Origin of the sequence: Mesorhizobium qingshengii (assembly GCF_900103325.1) — a bacterium.
Lineage (GTDB): Bacteria > Pseudomonadota > Alphaproteobacteria > Rhizobiales > Rhizobiaceae > Mesorhizobium > Mesorhizobium qingshengii.
The window spans coordinates 213139-234862 of the sequence record NZ_FMXM01000004.1; the positions used below are offsets into that span (position 1 = coordinate 213139).

Here is a 21724-nt window from a genome sequence, read left to right on the forward strand (position 1 = left end):
ACAAGGGGCTGGGCGATCGCATATGGATTCTTACGAAGATAGACTCCCACCCTAACCCTCCCCACAAGGGGGAGGGAATGCTGCCGCGCGCTGTTACTCGGCGTCAAAACGTTGGCAATCTGTCGATGTCAGCGCCAACGGAAGTCTCCCCCCTTGTGGACCCACGAGGGGGGAGATCGGCAGCTTCAATCCGGTCCAAACCCCGGGCTGGTCGGGCTGCCATCATCCAGCTTCGACAGCCACTCGACCAGTGTCGGGCGGTAGCGCGTCAGGCCCTTGTAGTTGGCGAGTTCGTCCGGCAGGTCGCGGATGACGCGATGCAGGCGCCTTGCCCATTTCGGCTGCGTCACCAGTTCATCCATCTTGATCAGGTAGCAGCGGATCGGGAAGACGATGCCATTTGAGCGCGGCAGCCGCCAGAAACTCTGCAGCTCGACGCGCAGATGCACCTTGTCGCCGACGTTCTCGGGCGTGACCGTGGTGCGGTCCGGACCCCATTTGTGGTAATTCTCGGGGCTGGTGTCGAGGCGTGGATTGATGGTCATCGTCCAGTTCAGGCGCCGCGCCGGCTTGCCTTGCTGGATGTTGGTGAGGAACTTCAGCGCCCTGACGAAAATCCCCTTCTCATGTGCCAGCGGCACCGGGGCGTGCCATTCGAAGAAGTTCATGCCGATGTCGAAATCGAGCGACCAGTCGGCTTGCGTGGTGACCATGCCGGCATCCATCCACAGATTGCCGTCGCGCTGGTCGAGGATGCAGAAATCGCCCTGGCTCTGCCGGGTGATGTATTCCATCGGCCCGTAAGGCAGCGTCGAGGTGTCGCCGAAGGTGAAGGTGTCGTCGATGCCGAGCGGCCGGTTGATCCAGCGCCAGCGGTCGCCGTCGCGGGACAGCGTGAAATGCTCGGGATAGCCCAGCGCCTGCTGTTCCATCAAAAGCTCGAGCAGGTCCCAGCCGGCGAGCGTCATGTGCGGCAGCGACTGGCAGCGCAGCGGATCTTCGGCAAGCACCAAAGCACGGTCCTGCATCTCGGCGACATAGTGCTCGTCGACGTCGATCAGGTTTTCCAGCACGCTGCCCTTCGGTCCGACGACATGCGGCTCGATGTTGACCGCATACATGTACGCGTCTTCGTGGAAGGGGAAAGGAAACCGCCTGATATGCTCCGGGCTGTTCTTGAAGGTGAAGTCGTCGCGGAACGTTTCCTTGCGAAAGGTGATGCCCATGATTTCCTCCTACCGCTCCAGCACCAGCGACCGGCCCTCGAAGCGCGACACGCACGGCATGATCTTGCAGCCGGAGCGGTGGTCTTCCTCGCTCAGCCAGTGGTCGTTGTGGATGAACTTGCCGTCATAGGAGACGACATTGGTTTCGCACTGGCCGCAGACGCCGCCACGGCAGAGATAGGGCGGATCGACGCCGGCCGCCTCGATAGCTTCCAGGAGGCTCTGTTGCTCATCGACCCTGATCGTCTTGCCGCTGACCGCCAGCGTCACGTCGAACGGCAGTCCAGGCTGCGGTGCCGCGAAATGCTCGAAATGCACGGTCTCCGACGGCCAGCCCAGCGCGGCGGCGCGGTCGCGCACCCAGCCGATCATGCCTGAGGGGCCGCAAACATAGAGATGCGTGCCGAGCGGTTGTGTCGACAGCAGCCGGTCGAGCTCGATGCGCTCGTCGCGGTCGTCATGGTAGAGCCTGATGCGCCGGTCGTAGCGCTCCCGCAGCACATCGGCATAGGTGCCGAGCGAAGCAGTGCGGCAAGTGTAGTGCAGTTCGAAATTGCCGCCTTCCGCCGCCAGCTGCGCGGTCTGCGCCATGAACGGCGTGATACCGATGCCGCCCGCCAGCATCAGGTGCTTCCTGGCGCGCAGGTCGAGCGAGAACAGGTTGACAGGATAGCTGATCACCATCTCCAGGCCGGGCCTGACGCTCCTGTGCATGAACAGCGAACCGCCGCGGCCGACATCGTCGCGCCGCACCGAGATCGTGTATTCGCGCGTGTCGAGCGGCGAGCCCATCAGCGAATAGGGATTGAGCCGGGTGCGCTCGCCATCGCGCATCTCGACCACGACATGGGCCCCGCCGGAAAAAGTCGGCAAGAGCTGCCCGTCGCGCCGGCGGAAGTGGAAGCGGGTGACCAGTTCGTTGACCGGGACGACATCGCTGACGATGACATCGAGCTTGGTGGTGCCGGTGCTCATCGGAAGATCTCCTCCATCGGAGGGATTTCGCTGCGATCCTCGGCGTTGATGCACACACCCTGGAAGGCGGCGATGCGCCGGGAATAGTGATCGCGCACCAGAAGCAGCAGGCCGCAATGCGCGCAGGTCGCCGGCTGCGTCGTCACATTCTCGGTGATGCCCTTGCAGTGGACGCACTGCATGCGCCGCGCCAGCGAGCCGCGATGCTCGGTCTGGATCGAGGTGTGGTCGATGCCGGCTTCGAGTGCCACCTGCATGGCCTGGCCGATCAGGCCTTCGGTGCCGGCAAGGTAGAGACGCAAGCCCATATGCGCGTTGGCCAGCGTTTGCTTCAACCGGGGCAACAGGCTGGCGAAGGACGGCGCCTGATGAAACTGCGCCGGCTTCAGCGCTTCGAGGGCGGCGACGTGCTTGCCGTCGGGCCCTGGAATGAAGTCGATTTCGGCACCGTCGAAAAACCCGGCTGGGGCTCTCCCGGCCATGTCCGATATAGCGAGCGCACCCTCGGCATCGGCGATGAAAAGATGGTGCTTGCCGGGTTGCGGAGACAAGGTTCCGTAAACGGGCCGGCTGATGATGCTTTTGGCTGCCATTTAAGTCTTCGTGCCTCGAACCCCTCGCTGTCGACTATGCCTCAACCTTTCGCCGTGCGCTTGGTCTTCTTGGGATCATCGAAGGGAAGCGGCTGCGCTGTCGCCTTGATGGCGCCGCTCCTGTTGCGGATTTCCAGCTTGGTGTCCTTGACCGCGCAATCGACGTCGAGGCGGGCGATGCCCATCGATTTCTTGATCAGCGGCGAATACATGGCGCAAGTCACCACGCCGACTTGTCTGCCGTCGCGATAGACGGGCGCGCCCTCGTCGGCCGGCTCCTTGCCGTCGAGCAGGACGCCATAGATCTTGAAGCGCTCCTTGCCTTTCAGGCGATAGTGCTCCTCGGCGCCACGGAAGCCGGTCTTGCCGGGGCTGACGGTGAAGTCGAGGCCGAGTTCCCACAGCGTGTCGCCGGGGCCTTCATTCTCGAACGGGTATTTTTGGGAATTGTCGTAGGGGTAGAACAAGAGGTAGCTTTCGACGCGCAGCATATCGAGCGTGGTGAAGCGGCACGGAATGATGCCGGCGCTCTTGCCCTCGTCGAGGATCCTGTCCCAGATGGTACCGGCATCCTGGCCACGGCAGAAGATCTCGTAGCCGCGCTCGCCGGTGTAGCCGGTGCGCGAGATCATCACGGGCAAGCCGAACAACTGCGTCTGCATGTGGTGGAAATAATTGAGATCGCGAATGCCTGGCACATGCTTGGCGAGATAGTCGACTGATGTCGGCCCCTGCAGCGACAGGTCATGCAGATTGTCGTCGAAGCGCAGCGAGACGTCACGCCCGACGGACGCCCTCTGCAATTCCTCATGGCCGGTGCCCGAACCATGCACGACCATCCAGGCGTTCGGGCCGGTGCGGTAGAGGATGCAGTCGTCGGTGAATTTCCCCGCCTCGTTCAGCATGCAGGCATAGGCCGACTTGCCCGGGTATATCTTTTCCACGTCGCGCGTGGTGGCGAGGTCGATGAGATGCGAGGCGTGCGGCCCGGTGATGTGGACCTTCTTGAGACCCGACACATCCATCAGCCCGGCCTTGGTGCGGATGGCGATGTACTCCTCGTCGGCATCCTTGTCATAGGTCCAGGCGGTTCCCATGCCGCTCCAGTCTTCGAGCTTCGAACCAAGCGCGCGATGGCGATCCGCCAGGGTCGAGAATCTCCAGGATGCCGTCATCCGCTAGTCCTCCGTCCAAAAATCCTGCTGTTCCCTGCTCCTTTGCACACGGGCCGGAGCTTTGATCGAATATTGATCGTAAACGCAGGAGGCCCGCAATCCCCTGCAAGCAAATAATTTCATTGTCAGGCAAAATCGACCGCCGAACCAAACGGTTAACTCAGTGTAAATTCGCCTTGACAATTGGCGAATTCGGTCTGAATCTATGAAAAAAATTTCACTCTCTTGAAAGAGGGCGGCGGACGGTGAATTCGGAACCGGACGTCGGCAAAAAGGGGAAAACCGATGTCAGACCTGCAGCAGCGCATCGAGGCGCTGTACCGTTCCGACCTGCGCGGATCCGCGCTGCTGATCATCTGCCTGTGGGCGACGATCCTCTTCGTCCTGCTGATGACCTGGCCATACATACCGGACGCCGGGATCAAGCTCGTGGTGGCGATCGCCGCCGCCGCCGTGCTGATCTTCAACACGGCGGCCATCCTGGCGATGGTCAGGCACTACAAGGAAGACAAGGACTTCATCTACGGGCTCGATATCAAGAACGCCGACGCCTTCCGCAACCGCAAGTCCTGAGGGGTAGAAAGCATGTCCCGCTACACGCCGCCGGAGCAGAGCAAGACCGGGCAGATCTTCGATATTGTTGTCGTGGTCGTCGCCATATTCGTGGCGCTGTGGCTGCCGCTGAAGCTGGGCCTGGCAGGGGCGGCAAAGTCCATCGATGCGCTCGACGCCAAGACCTGGGAAGCGCTTGGCCAGAATCCGACCATGGCTTCGATCTGGGAAAAGCTCGGCTACACGCCCGAGACCGCGCACGACATCATCCAGAACCGTTTCCATTATGTGATCGACTGGCCGACGCTGATCATCATGGCGGCGGTGCTGATCGGCTATTTCGTGTTCCTGTTTCGCGCATCCGACCGCGAATATCGCGACGTCATCAACGAAAAGTTCGACGATAAGTAAATCCGGGGGACGCATCATGTGGGTGGCACTCTCTTACGCATGCTGGGGCATATCGATCGTGCTCGCGCTGTGGATGCTCTACGACTGGTTCAAGGTGGATACCACCTACACCGAGGATGTCCTGACTTCCTCACGCGAAGGCGAGCTTGAAGCCGTTTCCGAAAAACACCGGATCTGAGTGGGGATTGAACAATGACGATCACGCTTGAACCGACAATCCACGGAGACAGGGTTTCACTGCTGCGCGTGCTTGGCCCAGCCCATGTCTGGGCGCTCGGCGTCGGCATCGTCCTGGTCGGCGAGTTCACCGGCTGGAATTTTGCCGCCGACAAGGGCGGCGCGCTGGCGGCGCTGATCGTCTGCTGGATCGTCGGGCTGCTCTATACCTCGGTCGCCATGATCGATTCCGAGGTGACATCGACTGTCGCCGCCGCCGGCGGCCAATACGCGCAGGCCAAGCACATTGTCGGACCGCTGATGGCTTTCAACGTCGCGCTGTTCCTGGTCTTCGCATACACCATGCTCGAAGTGTCCGATGCCATCCTGCTCGGCGACACCATTGTCGCCAAGGCCGGCGTCGAAGGGCTCACTCACAATTCCTTCATCGCCGCCACCATCGTGGTGCTGGCGTGGCTCAACTATCGCGGCGTTCTGATGACGCTCAACGTCAACTTCGTCATCACCGCGATCGCCTATATCTCGATCGTCATCCTGTTCTTCTCGGTCAGCCCGTGGACGCAGGGCGCGGTGCTGAAGCTCAATGAACTGGTCACTCCGGGCAACGCCCTGCCCTATGGCTGGATCGGCGTCATCGCCGCCTTCCAGTTCGGCATCTGGTATTATCTCGGCATCGAAGGCACCACGCAGGCGGCCGAGGAAGTGCGCTCGCCAGCGCGCTCCCTGCCTTACGGCACCATGGCCGGCATGATCACGCTTTTGATCGCCGCCGCCATGACCTGGTATGTCTGCGCCTCGCTGATGCCATGGGAATATCTCGGCATCACCTACTATCCGCTGTGGGACGCGGGCAAGCTGACCGGCAGCCCGCTGCTCGAGAACCTCTTGTTCGTCGCCACGCTGCTGGCAGCACTTGCATCGGCCAATGGGTGCATCAACGACGCGGCGCGGGCCTGGTTCTCGCTCGGCCGCGACCGCTATCTGCCGAGCTGGTTCTCGGCGGTGCACCCGAAATATCGCACGCCCTATCGGTCGATCCTGTTCCTTCTGCCGATCGCGCTTGCCTTCGCCTTCATCGCCGACCTCAACCAGGCGATCACCTTCTCGATCCTGTCGGGCGTGCTGCAATATACGTTCATGAGCATCAACATCATCATGTTCAGGAAGAAGTGGCCGCTCGGCTCGATCCGCCGCGGCTACACGCACCCCTTCCATCCGCTACCGGCGATCGTGCTGTTCTGCCTGTGCGTGGTGACCTTCTTCGCGATCTTCCTAGGCTTCGGTTCGCAGCTGATCGCCATGGTCGCCTTCTATTTCCTGATCTCGCTGTGGTTCCATTTCTACCGCTACAAATTCGTGCGGCGCGGCGACCAGTTCACCATGCCGTGGCCGAAACCGCAGGGCTATTGATGGGAGAAGGTCCGTCCAGATCCTGGGCGGGCCTGGCATGACGAAATGTCCGAGGTGACGTCAGCACTGCTTGCCGGGGCAATTGCCCTGGCTCTCGCCCTTCACCTTGCCTGGCTGGTGCGCGCCAGCCGCAACAAGGCGTCAGTGGCGCTCGCTGTCGAGCAAGCCAACATCCGCACCGCCATTGCCGACGCAGCCGATGTCTCGGACGGCACCGCCGGTGTCATCACCTGGGAAGGATCATGGAATGGCCGGCGCGTCCAGGTACGCACCATCGTCGACACGCTGGCGACGAGAAAACTTCCGGCGCGCTGGCTAAGCGTCTCGATCACCGAAAAGGTGGCGGTGCCAGCCACGTTCGACATGATGATGCGGCCGGGTTCGCCAACGACCTTCTCCAATTTCGATCATCTCGACCATACGCTGCCAAAGAGTTCGGCATTGCCGGCCGAGGCCGTGGTGCGGACGGATCGCAAAGGCGTTCGCTTCCCGCAGGAGATCATCGCCGATCACCTGGGGATCTTTTCCGAAGGGCGCGCCAAGGAACTGCTGATCACTCCGAACGGCGTGCGCATCGTCTGGCTGCTGGCGGAGGCCGAACGCGCGCGCTACGGCGTCTTCCGGCAAGCCCAATTTGGCGACGCCACGCTGGACCCGGTGCTGATCGAGAGACTGCTGGAATCAGCGTCGACGCTTCGCGACGCCATCAACAGAAACGAACGGCAAGCCGCATGACCAATTCAGCCGCCGCACCCGCGCCCCCAAACCCCTATCTGGTACTCGGCGCGGCAATCGTCCTGCCGGCTAGCGGACACGTCATTCTCGGGGTGCCGGTGCGAGGCTTGCAGTTTCTTTTCTTCATGGTGATCCTGGCATGGGTGACGGCCAAGATCGCCCCGCCGGATGCCAGCTTCGTCGGCCGCCATGCGGGTGGCTTCCTGATCTATGCGCTGTCGGTCCTCGATGCCTACAAGTTGGCCCGCATCCGCCATGCCCAATGGGTTCACAATGCCCGCGAGGGTAGCGATAGTGGGCATGGCGGCATTGCGCCGCATACGTAACTAGAGGAATATTTTTTTCATACGATTGAATTTATGGGACTCATTCGATACATCATCTTCTAGCTACAAACGCCGGGAGGCTGACATGTGTGGAATCGTCGGACTGTTTTTGAAGGACAAGTCGCTTGAGCCCCAACTCGGCTCGATGCTGTCGGAAATGCTGATCTCGCTCAGCGATCGCGGCCCGGACAGCGCCGGCATCGCCATCTATGGCGCCCCGTCCGGGAATGAAGCCAAGATCACCATCCAGTCGGCCAAGCCGGAGCGCGATTTCCGCGGACTCGACACCGAACTCGCCAAGGCCATCGGAACGCCGGTGAGCATCGCGGTGAAATCGACCCACGCCGTGGTCAGAACCACGCCCGCCAAGATCGACGAAGCGCGCGAAGCCATCCAGGCACTTCGTCCGGACATCCGCATCATGGGCGCCGGCGACGTTGTTGAAATCTACAAGGAAGTCGGCCTGCCGGAGGCGGTGGTCGACCGTTTCGATGTCCGCAGCATGACTGGCACGCATGGCATCGGCCATACCCGCATGGCAACGGAATCGGCGGTGACGACGATGGGCGCGCATCCGTTCTCGACCGGCGCCGACCAGTGCCTGGTGCACAATGGCTCGCTGTCCAACCACAACAATGTCCGCCGCGAGTTGGTTCGCGAAGGCATGAAATTCGAGACCGAGAACGACACCGAAGTCGCCGCCGCCTATCTCTCCTCGCAGATGGCGCATGGCAAGAACCTCGGCGAAGCGCTGGAAGGCACGCTCTCCGACCTCGACGGCTTCTTCACCTTCGTTGTCGGCACCAAGAACGGCTTCGGCGTCGTGCGCGATCCAATCGCCTGCAAGCCCGCCGTCATGGCCGAGACCGACCAGTATGTCGCCTTCGGCTCGGAGTATCGCGCGCTGACCAAACTGCCCGGCATAGACAATGCGAGGGTCTGGGAACCGGAGCCCGCAACCGTCTATTTCTGGGAGCATTGAGTTCATGGCGGCAACCTCCAAGGCAACGCGCGACCAAAGCCACGCGCGCGTCTTCGACCTCGACGTCATGTCGCTGCGCGAGCTCAACCAGGCGCTGCACAATCTGACGCCCGGCTCGAATGAAACGGCATGGGAAGTGCTGAACCCGAAGGGCAATCATTCGGTCGCCGTCGGCGTCGATCAGCCTGTTACCATCGATGTGCGCGGCAGCGTCGGCTATTACTGTGGCGGCATGAATGACGGCGCCACGATCACAGTACACGGCTCGGCCGGACCCGGCGTCGGCGAGAACATGATGTCGGGCTCGATCATCATCAAGGGCGATGCCAGCCAGTATGCCGGCGCCACCGGCAAGGGTGGCCTGCTGGTCATCGAAGGCAACGCGTCGTCGCGCTGCGGCATTTCGATGAAGGGCATCGACATCGTCGTGCGCGGCAATATCGGCCACATGTCGGCCTTCATGGCGCAGTCCGGCAATCTGGTGGTGCTGGGTGACGCCGGCGATGCGCTGGGCGATTCCATATACGAGGCGCGGCTTTTCGTGCGCGGCAAGGTCGACAGCCTCGGCGCCGACTGCATCGCCAAGGAGATGCGGCCCGAACATCTGGAATTGCTGCAGGGCCTGCTCGACCGCGCCGGTGTGACTGGCATCAAGCCGACGGAATTCAAGCGCTACGGCTCCGCGCGCACGCTCTACAATTTCAATATCGACAACGCCGACGCGTATTGAGGCAGCATGACCTACAAGAATCCGCCGACGACGCCGCGCAAATCCGCGACCTTCGACGACTACACGCTTTCCGAAATCCGCCGCGCCGCGGCAACCGGCATCTATGACATCCGTGGCGGCGGCGCCAAACGCAAGCTACCGCATTTCGACGACCTTCTGTTCCTCGGCGCCTCGATCTCGCGCTATCCGCTCGAAGGCTATCGCGAGCGCTGCGACACCAGCGTCGTGCTGGGCTCCCGCCACGCCAAGAAGCCGATCGAACTGAAGATCCCGATCACCATCGCCGGGATGAGCTTTGGCTCATTGTCCGGCCCGGCGAAAGAAGCCCTCGGCCGAGGCGCGACGCTGGCCGGCACCTCGACCACCACGGGCGATGGCGGCATGACCGAGGAAGAGCGCGGCCATTCCAAGACGCTGGTCTATCAGTACCTGCCATCCCGCTACGGCATGAACCCGCGCGACCTGCGCCGGGCCGACGCCATCGAGGTCGTTGTCGGCCAGGGCGCCAAGCCCGGTGGCGGCGGCATGCTGCTCGGCCAGAAGATCTCCGACCGCGTCGCCGAGATGCGCACGCTGCCGAAAGGCATCGACCAGCGCTCGGCCTCACGCCACCCCGACTGGACCGGCCCCGACGATCTCGAGATCAAGATCCTCGAACTGCGCGAAATCACTGACTGGGAAAAGCCGATCTACGTCAAGGTCGGCGGCGCGCGTCCTTATTACGATACAGCGCTTGCGGTGAAGGCCGGCGCCGATGTCGTCGTCGTCGACGGCATGCAGGGCGGCACGGCCGCCACGCAGGAAGTGTTCATCGAGAATGTCGGCCAGCCGACGCTCGCCTGTATCAGGCCGGCGGTGCAGGCGCTGCAGGATCTCGGCATGCACCGCAAGGTGCAGCTGATCGTCTCCGGCGGCATCCGCAACGGCGCCGATGTCGCCAAGGCGCTGGCGCTGGGCGTCGATGCCGTGTCGATCGGCACAGCCGCCCTTGTCGCACTTGGCGACAACGACCCGCGCTGGGAGGCGGAGTACAACGAGCTCGGCACCACCGCCGGCGCCTATGACGACTGGCACGAGGGGCGCGACCCGGCCGGCATCACGACGCAGGACCCCGAACTGATGAAGCGGATCGATCCGGTGGCCGCCGGACGCCGGCTGGCGAACTATCTCAAGGTGATGACGCTTGAGGCACAAACCATCGCGCGTGCCTGCGGCAAGAACAGCCTGCACAATCTCGAACCCGAGGATCTCGTCGCCCTGACGATCGAGGCGGCCGCCATGGCCGGCGTGCCGCTGGCCGGCACCAACTGGATACCGGGGAAGAACGGCTTCTAAGACATCAGACCACCAAAAATACCATAAGCGAGGAACTATAATGGGGAACGATCTCGCCGCATTCGCCAAAGAGAACGGCGTCAAGTATTTCATGATTTCATACACCGACCTGTTCGGTGGCCAGCGTGCCAAGCTGGTGCCGGCGCAGGCGATCGCCGACATGCAGAAGGACGGCGCCGGCTTTGCCGGTTTCGCCACCTGGCTGGATCTCACGCCAGCACACCCGGATATGCTGGCGGTGCCGGACCCGGCTTCGGTTATCCAGCTGCCATGGAAGCCCGATGTCGCCTGGGTCGCCGCCAACTGCATCATGGACGACAAGGAGGTCGACCAGGCGCCGCGCAACACGCTGAAGCGGCTCATCGCCGAAGCGGCGAGTGACGGCATGCATGTGAAGACCGGCGTCGAGGCCGAGTTCTTCCTGATCTCGCCCGACGGCAAGACGATCTCCGACGAATACGACACCGCGTCGAAGCCTTGCTATGACCAGCAAGCGGTGATGCGCCGCTACGACGTCATCGCAGAGATCTGCGACCACATGCTGGCGCTCGGCTGGGGCGCCTACCAGAACGACCACGAGGATGCCAACGGTCAGTTCGAGATGAACTGGGCCTTCGACGATGCGCTCGCCACCGCCGATAAGCACTCCTTCTTCAAGTTCATGGTCAAGTCGATCGCGGAGAAGCATGGCCTGCGCGCCACCTTCATGCCAAAACCGTTCCAGGGCCTAACCGGCAATGGTTGCCATGCCCACATCTCGGTGTGGGACAAGGCCGGCAAGACCAATGTCTTCGCCGACAATTCGATGGAGCTCGGCCTCTCTGCAAAGGGCAAGAACTTCCTCGGCGGCATCATGAAGCATGCGTCCGCGCTCGCCGCGATCACCAACCCGACGGTCAACTCCTACAAGCGCATCAACGCGCCGCGCACCATTTCGGGCGCGACCTGGGCGCCGAACACGGTGACCTGGACCGGCAACAACCGCACCCACATGGTGCGCGTGCCCGGTCCCGGCCGTTTCGAACTGCGCCTGCCCGACGGCGCGGCCAACCCCTATCTGCTGCAGGCGGTCATCATCGCCGCCGGCCTCGACGGCATCCGCTCGAAGGCCGACCCCGGCAAGCGTTACGACATCGACATGTACCAGCACGGTCATACCGTGAAAGGCGCGCCGAAGCTGCCGCTCAACCTGCTCGACGCCTTGCGCGAGTTCGACAAGGACAAATCGCTCAAGGCGGCGCTGGGTGAGGAATTCTCGTCGGCCTACCTAAAGCTGAAGCACCAGGAATGGAATTCCTATGCTTCGCACTTCACGCAATGGGAGCGCGACCACACGCTGGATATCTAGAGCATCGGACCGAAAAGTGTGAAGCGGTTTTCGGGTGATCCGATGCATCAGGAATCCAGCGCGGTGCGAGCGACCTCGGAATGAACGTATGAAATACTCGATCTTCTCGCTCGCCCGCGCCGCGCTTTCCGGTCACAAGAACTGGCAACGCACCTGGCGCGATGCCACGCCAAAGGACCACTATGACGTGGTGATCATCGGCGGTGGCGGCCATGGCCTGGCCACCGCCTGGTTCCTGGCCAGCGAATACGGCATCAAGAATGTCGCCGTACTGGAAAAAGGCTGGATCGGTTCCGGCAATGCCGGCCGCAACACCACCATCATCCGCTCCAACTACGGCCTGCCCGGCAACACCGGCTTCTACGAATTGTCGATGAAGCTGTGGGAGCGGATGGAGCAGGACCTCAACTACAACGCGATGGTCAGCCAGCGCGGCGTCGTCAATCTCTATCACTCCGACGCGCAGCGCGACGCCTATGCGCGGCGCGGCAACACGATGCGCATCAACGGCATCGACGCCGAACTGCTCGACCTCACCGCGGTCAAGAAGATGATGCCGTTCCTGAACTTCGACAATGCGCGCTTTCCGGTGCAAGGCGGGCTCTTGCAGCGGCGCGGCGGCACGGCACGGCACGACGCCGTGGTCTGGGGCTATGCCCATGCGGCGAGCGCGCTCGGCGTCGACATCATCCAGAACTGCGAGGTCACGGGCTTCGTGCGCGACGCCAATGGCAAGGTGACCGGGGTCGAGACTTCGCGCGGCAAGATCGGCGCCGGCAAGGTCGGCATGGCGGTTGCCGGCAGTTCCTCGCGCGTCGCGGCGATGGCAGGCTTGCGCCTGCCGATCGAAAGCCATGTGCTGCAGGCCTTCGTCTCCGAGGCCATCAAGCCGCTGCTGCCCAACGTCATGACCTTCGGCGCCGGCCATTTCTATGTCAGCCAGTCGGACAAGGGCGGGCTGGTCTTCGGCGGCGACATCGATGGCTACAATTCCTACGCCCAGCGCGGCAACATGCCGGTGATGGAAGACGTATGCGAGGGCGGCATGGCGCTGATGCCGATGATCGGCCGCGTGCGTCTGCTGCGCCAATGGGGCGGCATAATGGACATGTCGATGGACGGCTCGCCGATCATCGACAAGAGCCCGGTGGACGGGCTCTATCTCAATGCCGGCTGGTGCTATGGCGGCTTCAAGGCGACGCCGGGATCGGGCTTCGTCTTTGCCCATCTGCTGGCCCGCGACACGCCGCACGAAGAGGCCGCAAAGTTCCGCCTCGACCGCTTCCGGCGCGGTGCGATGATCGACGAAAAGGGCCAGGGCGCCCAACCGAACCTGCACTGAGGACGGTCAAGAAATCATGCGTATTGTCTGTCCCTTCTGCGGCGAACGCGAACTCGGCGAGTTCACCTATCTCGGCGACGCCAAGCCGGTGCGGCCAGTGGCCGGCGCCTCGGAAGACGAGGTGTTCGACTATGTCTATCTGCGCGACAATGTCGCCGGCGCGACCAGCGAATACTGGTACCACGGCGGCGGCTGCCGGGCGTGGCTTAAGGTCGCCCGCAACACGCTGACGCATGAGATTTCTTCGGTTGAGCCGGCCCTTGGCGCCGGTGCCGCCAGGGTTGGCGCGTGATGGCCGGCGCGCAGACACACCGGCTGGACAAGGGTGGTCTTATCGACCGCTCGGCGTCGCTTAACTTCCGCTTCGACGGCAAGACTTTCTCGGGCTTCCAGGGCGACACGCTCGCCTCCGCACTGATCGCCAATGGCGTCAAGCTGGTGGGCCGTTCGTTCAAATACCATCGCCCGCGCGGCATCCTGACATCAGGCTCGGAAGAGCCCAACGCGCTGGTCGAATTGCGCACGGGCGCCCGACGCGAGCCGAACACCAAGGCAACGACCGCCGAGCTCTATGAGGGGCTCGAGGCCGCCAGCCAGAACCGCTGGCCGTCGCTGCGCCACGACGTGATGTCGGTCAACCAGCTGTTCGCGCCGATCTTCGTCGCCGGCTTCTACTACAAGACCTTCATGTGGCCGGCCAAATTCTGGGAAGCGATCTACGAGCCAGCGATCCGCCGCGCCGCCGGCCTTGGCCGCGCCGCCGGCGTTGCCGATCCCGACCACTATGACAAGGCCTGGGCGCATTGCGATGTGCTGATCGCCGGTTCCGGCCCGGCCGGTCTGGCGGCAGCACTCGCCGCCGGTCGCAGCGGCGCCCGCGTCATCCTGTGCGAAGAGGATTTCACGCTCGGCGGCCGCCTGCTGTCGGATGGCGGCACGATCGATGGGCTGCCGGTGGCCGAGTGGCTGTCGCGAACGCTGGCAGAACTCGCGGCGATGCCCGACGTCCGCATCATGACCCGCACGACGCTGTTCGGCGTCTATGATGGCGGCACCTATGGCGCGATCGAACGGGTCAACGACCACCTGCCCTCGCCGCCCGAGCACCAGGTGCGCCAGCGGCTGTGGCGGATCGTGGCCAGGCGCTGCGTAGTCGCCGCCGGCGCCCTTGAGCGGCCGATCGTCTTTGCCGGCAACGACACGCCTGGCGTGATGATGGCTTCGGCGATGCGGACCTATATCGCGCGATACGCCGCCGCACCTGCAAAACGCATCGCGCTGTTCACCAACAATGAGGATGGCTGGCGCACGGTCGAGGCTGCGCTCGGTGCTGGACTGCAGATCGCGGCGGTGATCGACGCGCGGCCTGATGTATCGGCTGCGTATCGCTCGCTGGCCTCCAAGGGCGGCTTCCCGGTGCTGCACGGCTCCGTCAGCGGCGTCGAAGGCGGCAAGGATGGCGTCAGGAAAATTGCCGTCTCGCTGACCGGCGGTGCGCGCGCCGAAGTCGAGGCCGACGGTCTTGCCGTCTCCGGCGGCTGGAACCCTGCAGTCGGGCTGACCTCCTATCATCGCGGCCGGCCGAAATGGCGCGACGACATCGCCGCCTTCGTGCCGGATGGCGCGCCTCCCGGCATGGTGGCCGCCGGCGCGGCCAACGGCGATTTCGGACTGGGCGCGTGCCTCAGCCAGGGGTTTGCCGCGGGTGCTGCGGCAGCGCATGACGCTGGGCACAACGGCAAGGCGGGTACCGCGCCGGTCGCCGACGACGAGGCGTTCTCGCTCACCCCGCTCTGGCATGTCGCCGGCAAGGGCAAGGCCTTTGTCGACTACCAACACGATGTGACGGCGTCCGACATCGAACTGGCGCAACGCGAAGGCTTTGAATCGGTCGAGCACCTGAAGCGCTATACGACGCTCGGCATGGCCACCGACCAGGGCAAGACCTCGAACGTCGCCGGCCTTGCCATCATGGCGGCGGTGAGCGGCCGGTCAATTCCCGAGACCGGCACGACGATCTACCGGCCGCCCTATGTGCCGGTCGCCATCGGCGCCTTCGCCGGCCACCATCGCGACGAGACTTTCCATGCGACGCGGCTGACGCCGTCGCATCACTGGGCAGCCGAACAAGGCGCTGTCTTCGTCGACACCGGCCTGTGGAAGCGCGCGCAATGGTATCCGCGCGCCGGCGAGAAGGACTGGCTGGAATCGGTGACCCGCGAGGTCAAGGCGGTGCGCGGCGGCGTCGGTTTCTGCGATGTCTCGACGCTCGGCAAGATCGACGTGCACGGCCGGGATGCCGGCGCCTTCCTTGATCGCGTCTACATCAACACCTTCTCCAACCTTGCTGTTGGAAAGGCGCGCTACGGGCTGATGCTGCGCGAGGACGGCATCGTCTATGACGACGGCACGACGTCGCGGCTGGCCGAGGACCATTATTTCCTGACCACGACCACGGCCAAGGCTGGACTGGTGATGCAGCATCTCGAGTTCTGCCGGCAGGTGCTGTTTCCGGAACTCGACGTGCAATTGACCTCGGTATCCGACCAGTGGGCGCAATTCTCGATCGCCGGACCGAAGACCCGGGACCTGCTGAAAGAAATCGTCGATCCGGCCGAGGACCTGTCGAACGAGGGTTTTCCGTTCATGGGCGCCCGCGAAGTGGCGTTGCGCGGTGGCATCAAGGCGCGGCTGTTCCGCATCTCGTTCTCAGGTGAGATGGCGTTCGAGATTTCCGTGCCGGCACGTTTTGGCGATGCCATGGCACGCAACCTGATGCTGGCGGGCGCGCCATTCGGCGTGACGCCTTACGGCACCGAGGCGCTTGGCGTCATGCGGGTCGAAAAGGGTCACGTCGCCGGACCAGAGCTGAACGGAACGACAACGGCGGCCGATCTGGGGCTGGGCAAGATGATGTCGACCAAGAAGGACTATATCGGCCGCGTCATGGCCGGGCGCGAAGCACTGGTCGCGCCGGATCGTCAGGTCGTCGTCGGCATCAAGCCCACGGATAAGGCACGCCGTCTGCGTTCGGGCGCGCATATCATCCCGAAAGGGCAGATACCTGGCCCGGGCAACGACCAGGGCTACGTCACCTCGGTGTGTTTCTCGCCGACACTCGACCAGTGGATCGGGCTCGGCCTCGTCGAGCGCGGGCGCGAGCGCATCGGTGAAGTCGTCCATGCGCATGACCCGCTGCGCGGCGAAGACTATGACGTCGAACTGTGCAATCCCGTCTTCTACGATCCGGATGGAGGGCGCCAGCGTGGCTGATTTTTCCTGGGTTTCCCGCAGTCCGCTCGAGCATGCGCTTGTCACCGGCACGCATGGTGCACGCGGTGTCGAGGCCGGCGTCTCGCTGACCGAGATCCGCAATTTCGACCTGATCCAGGTGATGGCGCGGCGCGGCCAGGCGGCTGAACTGGCAAAGGCGGCAATGGCCCGTTTCGGCGTGGCGGCTCCGGATGCGCCCAAGGCGGTGCAAACCTCGGACGCCACGCTTATCTGGTCGGGGCCGGATCAGTTTTTCGTGCTGTCGAAGGGCAGCAAGCACACAATGCAAACGCTGGCTCCGGCCTTGTCCAGCCCCGCCTCGCTGTCGGACCAGTCGCATGCCCGTGCTCTGATCGGCATTTCCGGATCGAAGGCGCGCATCATGCTGGCCAAGCTGTCGTCGATCGACCTGCACCCGGAAGTATTCCCCATTGGCTCCGCAGCCGCCACGTCGATGGATCACACCAGCGTCACGCTCTGGCGCGGCGGCAACCGGCCGGATGGGCAGGCGCTGTTCAACCTTCTGGTGTTTGCGACCTTCGCCGAAAGCCTGTGGCACACGATGCTTGATGCCGCTGCCGAATACGGCGTCGACATCAGCCACTCCGAGGAACTGGCCTAGTTTTCAACCCTGCTGGCGATGGGTGGTCCGCCGCCTCCGCCTTGCCAAACCCGGCCTTGCTGCCTATTCTTGCTGCTAAAATAATTTCACATACAGGCAAACTTGTTTCTCGAACCGCAAGGCTGAGATGAGCCAGTCGCCCTACCCTGCAATCGCAGCCGGACCGCCCAAGCCCAGCCTTATCCTGAGGCCCGGCCAGATCGCGCTGCCGCCGGGCATGGAGCGCTATACGATCCAGGGCAACGGCGCGGTGCTCATCGAGGTCGAAGCCGGCGACACAATCACCGTGCGCAATGTCGAGGGTGGCCAGGCCTGCGAACTGCTGGCCTGGGACAAGACCGGCGCGACCGATACCGGCATTTTTGGCGAGACATCGAACAGCAATGCCGCCGGCATCAAGGCGCTGCTCGCCGAGGGCGATGACAGTCTCGCTGCACTTCGGCGCGGGCTCGCGCGCCGTCAGGTGCAGATCGACCAAGCCAGGGCGCTGCGGGTGTTTGGCGCCGCCACACCCGCCGGCACCGAGCAGGGTTTCACTGCCCTGCGCGACGGCTCGATGGTCATCGCCGCCCCCGGCGGGCCTATGCTGGTCGATGGCCACGACACGGCGACGCCACTTACCGTTATCGTCCGGCGGGCCCCCATCCGTCCGGCGGCGAAATCGCAGCTGGCCGACCCGCTCGCCGATCCGGTGCTCGATTTGCGCGTCCATTCGGCGACTGCGGAATCCTATTTCGTCAAGGCTGGCGACTATCTGCAGATCATCGATGTCGACGGGCGCCAGTGCACCGACTTCCAGTGCTTTTCGGCGCGCAAGCTGGACAAAGGCCTCGACCATCCGCTCGACGTAACGACGACCCGCACGCTGATGGGATCGAACTATCCGATGCCAGGCCTGCATTCGAAATACTACGACCAGGACATGGAGCCGCTGGTCGAGGTGGTGCAGGACACGTGTGGCCGACATGACGCCTTCGCGCTCGCTTGCGCGGCCAAATATTACGACGACATCGGCTATCCCGGTCACACCAACTGCTCGGAGAACTTTAATCACGCGTTGTCGGACAAGGGCGTCACGCCACGCGCCGGCTGGATGGCGATCAACTTCTTCTTCAACACGGCGATCGACGCGCATGGCGTCATGGTGTCCGACGAGCCGTGGTCCAGGCCGGGCGACTATGTGCTGCTGCGCGCGCTCACCGACATCGTCTGCGTTTCATCCGCCTGCCCCGACGACACGACGCCGGCCAATGGCTGGAACCTGACCGACATCCATGTGCGGACCTATTCCGGCCAGAACAAATTCTCGCGAGCGATCGCCAGACGCATGACGCCCGATTCGGAACCCAAAATGACCCGCGAGACATCATTTCATTCGAGCTTTGCCAAGCACACCCGCAACTTCGTCGAGTACCGGGGCTACTGGCTGGCCAATTCCTTCGCCAAGCAAGGTCCGATCGACGAATACTGGGCCTGCCGGCGGGACGCCGTGATCATGGACCTGTCACCGCTGCGCAAGTTCGAGGTCACCGGCCCGGATTCCGAAGCCTTGCTGCAATACACGCTGACCCGCGACGTCAAGAAGCTCGGCGTCGGCCAGGTCGTCTATTCGGCGATGTGCTATGAACACGGCGGCATGATCGACGACGGCACGCTGCTGCGCCTCGGCAAGGACAATTTCCGCTGGGTCGGCGGCGACGATCTGTCCGGCGAATGGTTGCGGGAAACGGCGGCGAAGCTCGGCCTCAACGTGCTTGTGCGTTCATCGACCGACCAGATGCACAATGTCGCCGTTCAAGGGCCGAAGAGCCGCGACATTCTCAGGCAGGTGATCTGGACCTCGCCGCTGCAGCCATCGATCGACGAACTCGAGTGGTTTCGCTTCGCCGTCGCGCGCATCGGCGGCGGCAACGGCATTCCGGTCGTCGTCTCGCGCACCGGCTATACCGGCGAGCTCGGCTATGAGATCTGGTGCCATCCGCGTGACGCCGAGAAGGTGTTCGACGCGATGTGGGAGGCTGGCCAGCCGCATGGGCTGAAACCAATGGGGCTGCAGGCGCTCGACATGGTGCGCATCGAGGCCGGGCTGATCTTCGCCGGCTACGAGTTCTCCGACCAGACCGATCCTTTCGAGGCCGGCATCGGCTTCACGGTGCCGCTGAAGACCAAGACCGATGACTTCATCGGCCGCGAGGCGCTGATCCGGCGCAAGGAGAACCCGCAAGCAAAGCTGGTCGGCCTCGACATAGACGCCAATGTCACTGTGGGCCATGGCGATTGCGTCCATGTCGGCCGCGCGCAGATTGGCGTGGTCACCTCCAGCATGCGCTCTCCCCTGTTGAACAAGAACATCGCGCTGGCGAGGCTCGATGTCACCCATACCGCTGTTGGCACAGAGGTCGAGATCGGCAAGCTCGACGGCCATGCCAAGCGGCTACCGGCGCGCGTTGTCGCCTTCGCGCACTACGACCCGCAAAAGACCAGACCGCGCTCCTGACGACCGCTTCGCGACGTACAGACCCGCCGGTCGGCGACGTCGCCGGGCGCGTGAGCCCGCGCGCTCGCAAGCGTGATGTGCATGGTTTCACAAAACGCTTGACGTGAAAGCGCGCCGGATCAATCTTCACTCTTAAGAAAAAAATGCGACTGAGTGGAAACACGGCAGTCGTGCAATAACATGCCGGGGAACAAGCTTCGCGAAGTCGAGGCATCGCCGGCGGGGAACATAAAAAAGGGGAATTCACACATATGAGCACGATAAGCACGGCCCTGGAGCAGCCTGCCGAAAGCAAGCTGCTAAGGCATATCGACTGGCGCGGCGCTTTCTGGGTGGCAAGCGGCGTTCCCGCGCTGGTCCTGTTCTCGATCGGCGGCATTGCCGGTACGACCGGAACATTGGCCTTCCTGATCTGGACGGCGTCCATGATCATGGGCTTCCTGCAATCCTTCACCTATGCCGAAATCGCCGGCCTGTTCCCGAACAAATCCGGCGGCGCCTCGATCTACGGCGCCACCGCCTGGCTGCGTTATTCGAAGTTCATCGCGCCGCTATCGGTGTGGTGCAACTGGTTCGCCTGGTCACCGGTGCTGTCGCTCGGCTGCTCGATCGCCGCCGCCTATATCCTCAACGCGCTGGCGCCGGTGCCGCTGTTCACCGATGCCTCGCCGGATGTCGTCGCCTATATCGCGGCGCATGCCGGAACGAGTGCCGCCGACGCCGTCACGGCGGTGACCGCGGCCGCCACGCCGGCAATCCGCAACTGGACGCTGTACAGCCACACGCTGGGTCCGGTTTCCTTCACGCTCAACGCGACCTTCTTCATCGGCGCGGTGCTGATGCTGATCATCTTCTCGATCCAGCATCGCGGCATCCTGGGCACGGCCAACGTGCAGAAATATATCGGCCTGCTGGTCATCATCCCGATGCTGATCGTCGGCGTCGTGCCGATCGTCACCGGCCAGATCAACTGGGCGAATTTTTCGCCGCTGGTGCCGCTGGCAGCCGCCTATGCGCCCGAGCCCGGCGCCTGGAGCATCGCCGGCTGGACCCTCGTGCTTGGCGGCATGTTCATCGCCGCATGGTCGACCTACGGCTTCGAGACCGCCGTCTGCTACACTTCGGAGTTCAAGAACCCGGGCACCGACACGTTCAAGGCCATCTTCTATTCCGGCCTGCTGTGCATGCTGCTGTTCATCCTGGTGCCCTTCACCTTCCAGGGTGTGCTGGGGCTGAACGGCATGCTGGCGACACCGATCGTCGATGGCTCCGGCGTTGCCGACGCGCTGGCCGGCATGGTCGGTGGCGGAGCGCTAATCCACAGCCTGCTGGTGATGCTGATGATCCTGGCGCTGGTGCTGTGCATCATGACCGCCATGGCGGGTTCCTCGCGCACGCTCTACCAGGGCTCCGTCGACGGCTGGCTGCCGCGCTATCTCAGCCATGTCAACGAACATGGCGCACCGACCCGTGCCATGTGGACCGATCTCGTCTTCAACCTGATCGTGCTGGCCATCGCCTCGGCCGATGCGACGAGCTTCTTCTTCATCCTCGCGGTGTCGAACTGCGGCTACATCATCTTCAACTTCCTCAACCTCAACGCCGGCTGGATCCATCGCATCGACAACGGCCATATCGCGCGGCCGTGGAAGGCACCGAGCTGGCTGCTTGGCGTCGGCGCGATCTTCGCTTACGTCAATGCGATCTTCATGGGCGCCGGTGCCAAGGTGTGGAACCCGATGGCGCTGTGGGCCGGGCTGATCACGGCTGCCCTGATCATCCCGGTGTTCTGCTACCGGCACTACATCCAGGATGGCGGCAAGTTCCCCGACCATATGATGGCGGACCTCGGCATGACGGGTGCCGACCTCTCGGTCAAAAAGGCGGGAATGCTGCCCTATCTGACGCTGGTCGCCGGTGTCGTGGTGATGCTGCTCGCCAACTGGTTTTTCGTCATCTGACCAGGTCCTTTGACCGGGCGCCGATCAGCGCCCGGTCCGCATCCTCCCTGTGAT

20 protein-coding genes are annotated in these 21724 nt (G+C 63.3%); 16 read left to right on the plus strand and 4 right to left on the minus strand.

All coding sequences use genetic code 11. The features are described 5' to 3' along the window. Positions 1 to 185: 185 nt before the first annotated feature. The 4 genes from BLS48_RS07840 to BLS48_RS07855 are packed head-to-tail and all read right to left on the minus strand — an operon-like array spanning position 186 to position 3969. On the minus strand, positions 186 to 1226 hold the full coding sequence (locus BLS48_RS07840) for a heme-dependent oxidative N-demethylase family protein (protein ID WP_091576518.1): 1041 nt from the start codon (positions 1224 to 1226) through the stop codon (positions 186 to 188). A 9-nt stretch (positions 1227 to 1235) separates the two neighbouring features. After that, a complete protein-coding gene (locus BLS48_RS07845; protein ID WP_091576520.1) occupies positions 1236 to 2201 on the minus strand; it encodes a PDR/VanB family oxidoreductase in 966 nt (321 codons plus the stop codon). After that, entirely contained in the window at positions 2198 to 2794 is a 597-nt protein-coding gene (locus tag BLS48_RS07850) for a dimethylamine monooxygenase subunit DmmA family protein (protein WP_091576522.1), read from the minus strand. The genes BLS48_RS07845 and BLS48_RS07850 overlap by 4 nt, the downstream gene beginning before the upstream one ends. Before the next feature lie 41 nt (positions 2795 to 2835). Beyond that, the gene (locus BLS48_RS07855) at positions 2836 to 3969 is read right to left on the minus strand and encodes an aminomethyl transferase family protein (RefSeq protein ID WP_091576524.1); all 1134 of its coding nucleotides are present in this window, start codon (positions 3967 to 3969) and stop codon (positions 2836 to 2838) included. A gap of 285 nt (positions 3970 to 4254) precedes the next feature. Here BLS48_RS07855 and BLS48_RS07860 point away from each other — a divergent pair, with 285 nt between their 5' ends. From BLS48_RS07860 to BLS48_RS07935, 16 genes are all read left to right on the plus strand, one after another. Continuing rightward, positions 4255 to 4542: a hypothetical protein gene (locus BLS48_RS07860; RefSeq protein ID WP_091576525.1), complete on the plus strand. Its 288-nt coding sequence runs from the start codon at positions 4255 to 4257 to the stop codon at positions 4540 to 4542. Positions 4543 to 4554: 12 nt separating this feature from the next. Further along, entirely contained in the window at positions 4555 to 4932 is a 378-nt protein-coding gene (locus BLS48_RS07865) for a hypothetical protein (RefSeq protein WP_091576527.1), read from the plus strand. A gap of 16 nt (positions 4933 to 4948) precedes the next feature. Then, positions 4949 to 5110: a hypothetical protein gene (locus tag BLS48_RS07870; RefSeq protein WP_081294059.1), complete on the plus strand. Its 162-nt coding sequence runs from the start codon at positions 4949 to 4951 to the stop codon at positions 5108 to 5110. 14 nt (positions 5111 to 5124) lie between these two features. Then, the gene (locus BLS48_RS07875) at positions 5125 to 6519 is read left to right on the plus strand and encodes an APC family permease (RefSeq protein WP_091576529.1); all 1395 of its coding nucleotides are present in this window, start codon (positions 5125 to 5127) and stop codon (positions 6517 to 6519) included. A 45-nt stretch (positions 6520 to 6564) separates the two neighbouring features. Further along, entirely contained in the window at positions 6565 to 7254 is a 690-nt protein-coding gene (locus BLS48_RS07880; RefSeq protein WP_167364993.1) for a hypothetical protein, read from the plus strand. After that, positions 7251 to 7580, plus strand: a complete 330-nt coding sequence (locus tag BLS48_RS07885; protein WP_091576530.1) for a hypothetical protein — start codon at positions 7251 to 7253, stop codon at positions 7578 to 7580. The genes BLS48_RS07880 and BLS48_RS07885 overlap by 4 nt, the downstream gene beginning before the upstream one ends. A gap of 85 nt (positions 7581 to 7665) precedes the next feature. Continuing rightward, entirely contained in the window at positions 7666 to 8562 is an 897-nt protein-coding gene (locus BLS48_RS07890; protein WP_091576532.1) for a class II glutamine amidotransferase, read from the plus strand. 4 nt (positions 8563 to 8566) lie between these two features. Continuing rightward, positions 8567 to 9292 (plus strand): GltB/FmdC/FwdC-like GXGXG domain-containing protein, encoded by a 726-nt coding sequence (locus BLS48_RS07895; RefSeq protein ID WP_091576533.1) that lies wholly within the window; start codon positions 8567 to 8569, stop codon positions 9290 to 9292. 6 nt (positions 9293 to 9298) lie between these two features. Beyond that, positions 9299 to 10627 (plus strand): FMN-binding glutamate synthase family protein, encoded by a 1329-nt coding sequence (locus BLS48_RS07900; RefSeq protein WP_091576535.1) that lies wholly within the window; start codon positions 9299 to 9301, stop codon positions 10625 to 10627. Positions 10628 to 10667: 40 nt separating this feature from the next. After that, entirely contained in the window at positions 10668 to 11975 is a 1308-nt protein-coding gene (gene glnT / locus BLS48_RS07905; protein WP_091576536.1) for a type III glutamate--ammonia ligase, read from the plus strand. Positions 11976 to 12063: 88 nt separating this feature from the next. Next, positions 12064 to 13317, plus strand: a complete 1254-nt coding sequence (locus tag BLS48_RS07910; protein WP_091576538.1) for a sarcosine oxidase subunit beta family protein — start codon at positions 12064 to 12066, stop codon at positions 13315 to 13317. A 16-nt stretch (positions 13318 to 13333) separates the two neighbouring features. Continuing rightward, positions 13334 to 13609: a sarcosine oxidase subunit delta gene (locus BLS48_RS07915; protein WP_091576539.1), complete on the plus strand. Its 276-nt coding sequence runs from the start codon at positions 13334 to 13336 to the stop codon at positions 13607 to 13609. Continuing rightward, positions 13609 to 16590: a sarcosine oxidase subunit alpha gene (locus BLS48_RS07920; protein WP_091576541.1), complete on the plus strand. Its 2982-nt coding sequence runs from the start codon at positions 13609 to 13611 to the stop codon at positions 16588 to 16590. Before BLS48_RS07915 ends, BLS48_RS07920 begins: the two co-directional genes overlap by 1 nt. Further along, positions 16583 to 17212, plus strand: a complete 630-nt coding sequence (locus tag BLS48_RS07925; RefSeq protein WP_091576896.1) for a sarcosine oxidase subunit gamma — start codon at positions 16583 to 16585, stop codon at positions 17210 to 17212. Before BLS48_RS07920 ends, BLS48_RS07925 begins: the two co-directional genes overlap by 8 nt. 127 nt (positions 17213 to 17339) lie before the next feature. Continuing rightward, a complete protein-coding gene (locus BLS48_RS07930; RefSeq protein ID WP_091576542.1) occupies positions 17340 to 19709 on the plus strand; it encodes a trimethylamine N-oxide demethylase in 2370 nt (789 codons plus the stop codon). A gap of 251 nt (positions 19710 to 19960) precedes the next feature. After that, positions 19961 to 21670, plus strand: coding sequence for a trimethylamine N-oxide permease (locus BLS48_RS07935; protein WP_091576544.1), 1710 nt, complete (start codon positions 19961 to 19963; stop codon positions 21668 to 21670). The last annotated feature ends 54 nt before the right edge of the window (positions 21671 to 21724 follow it).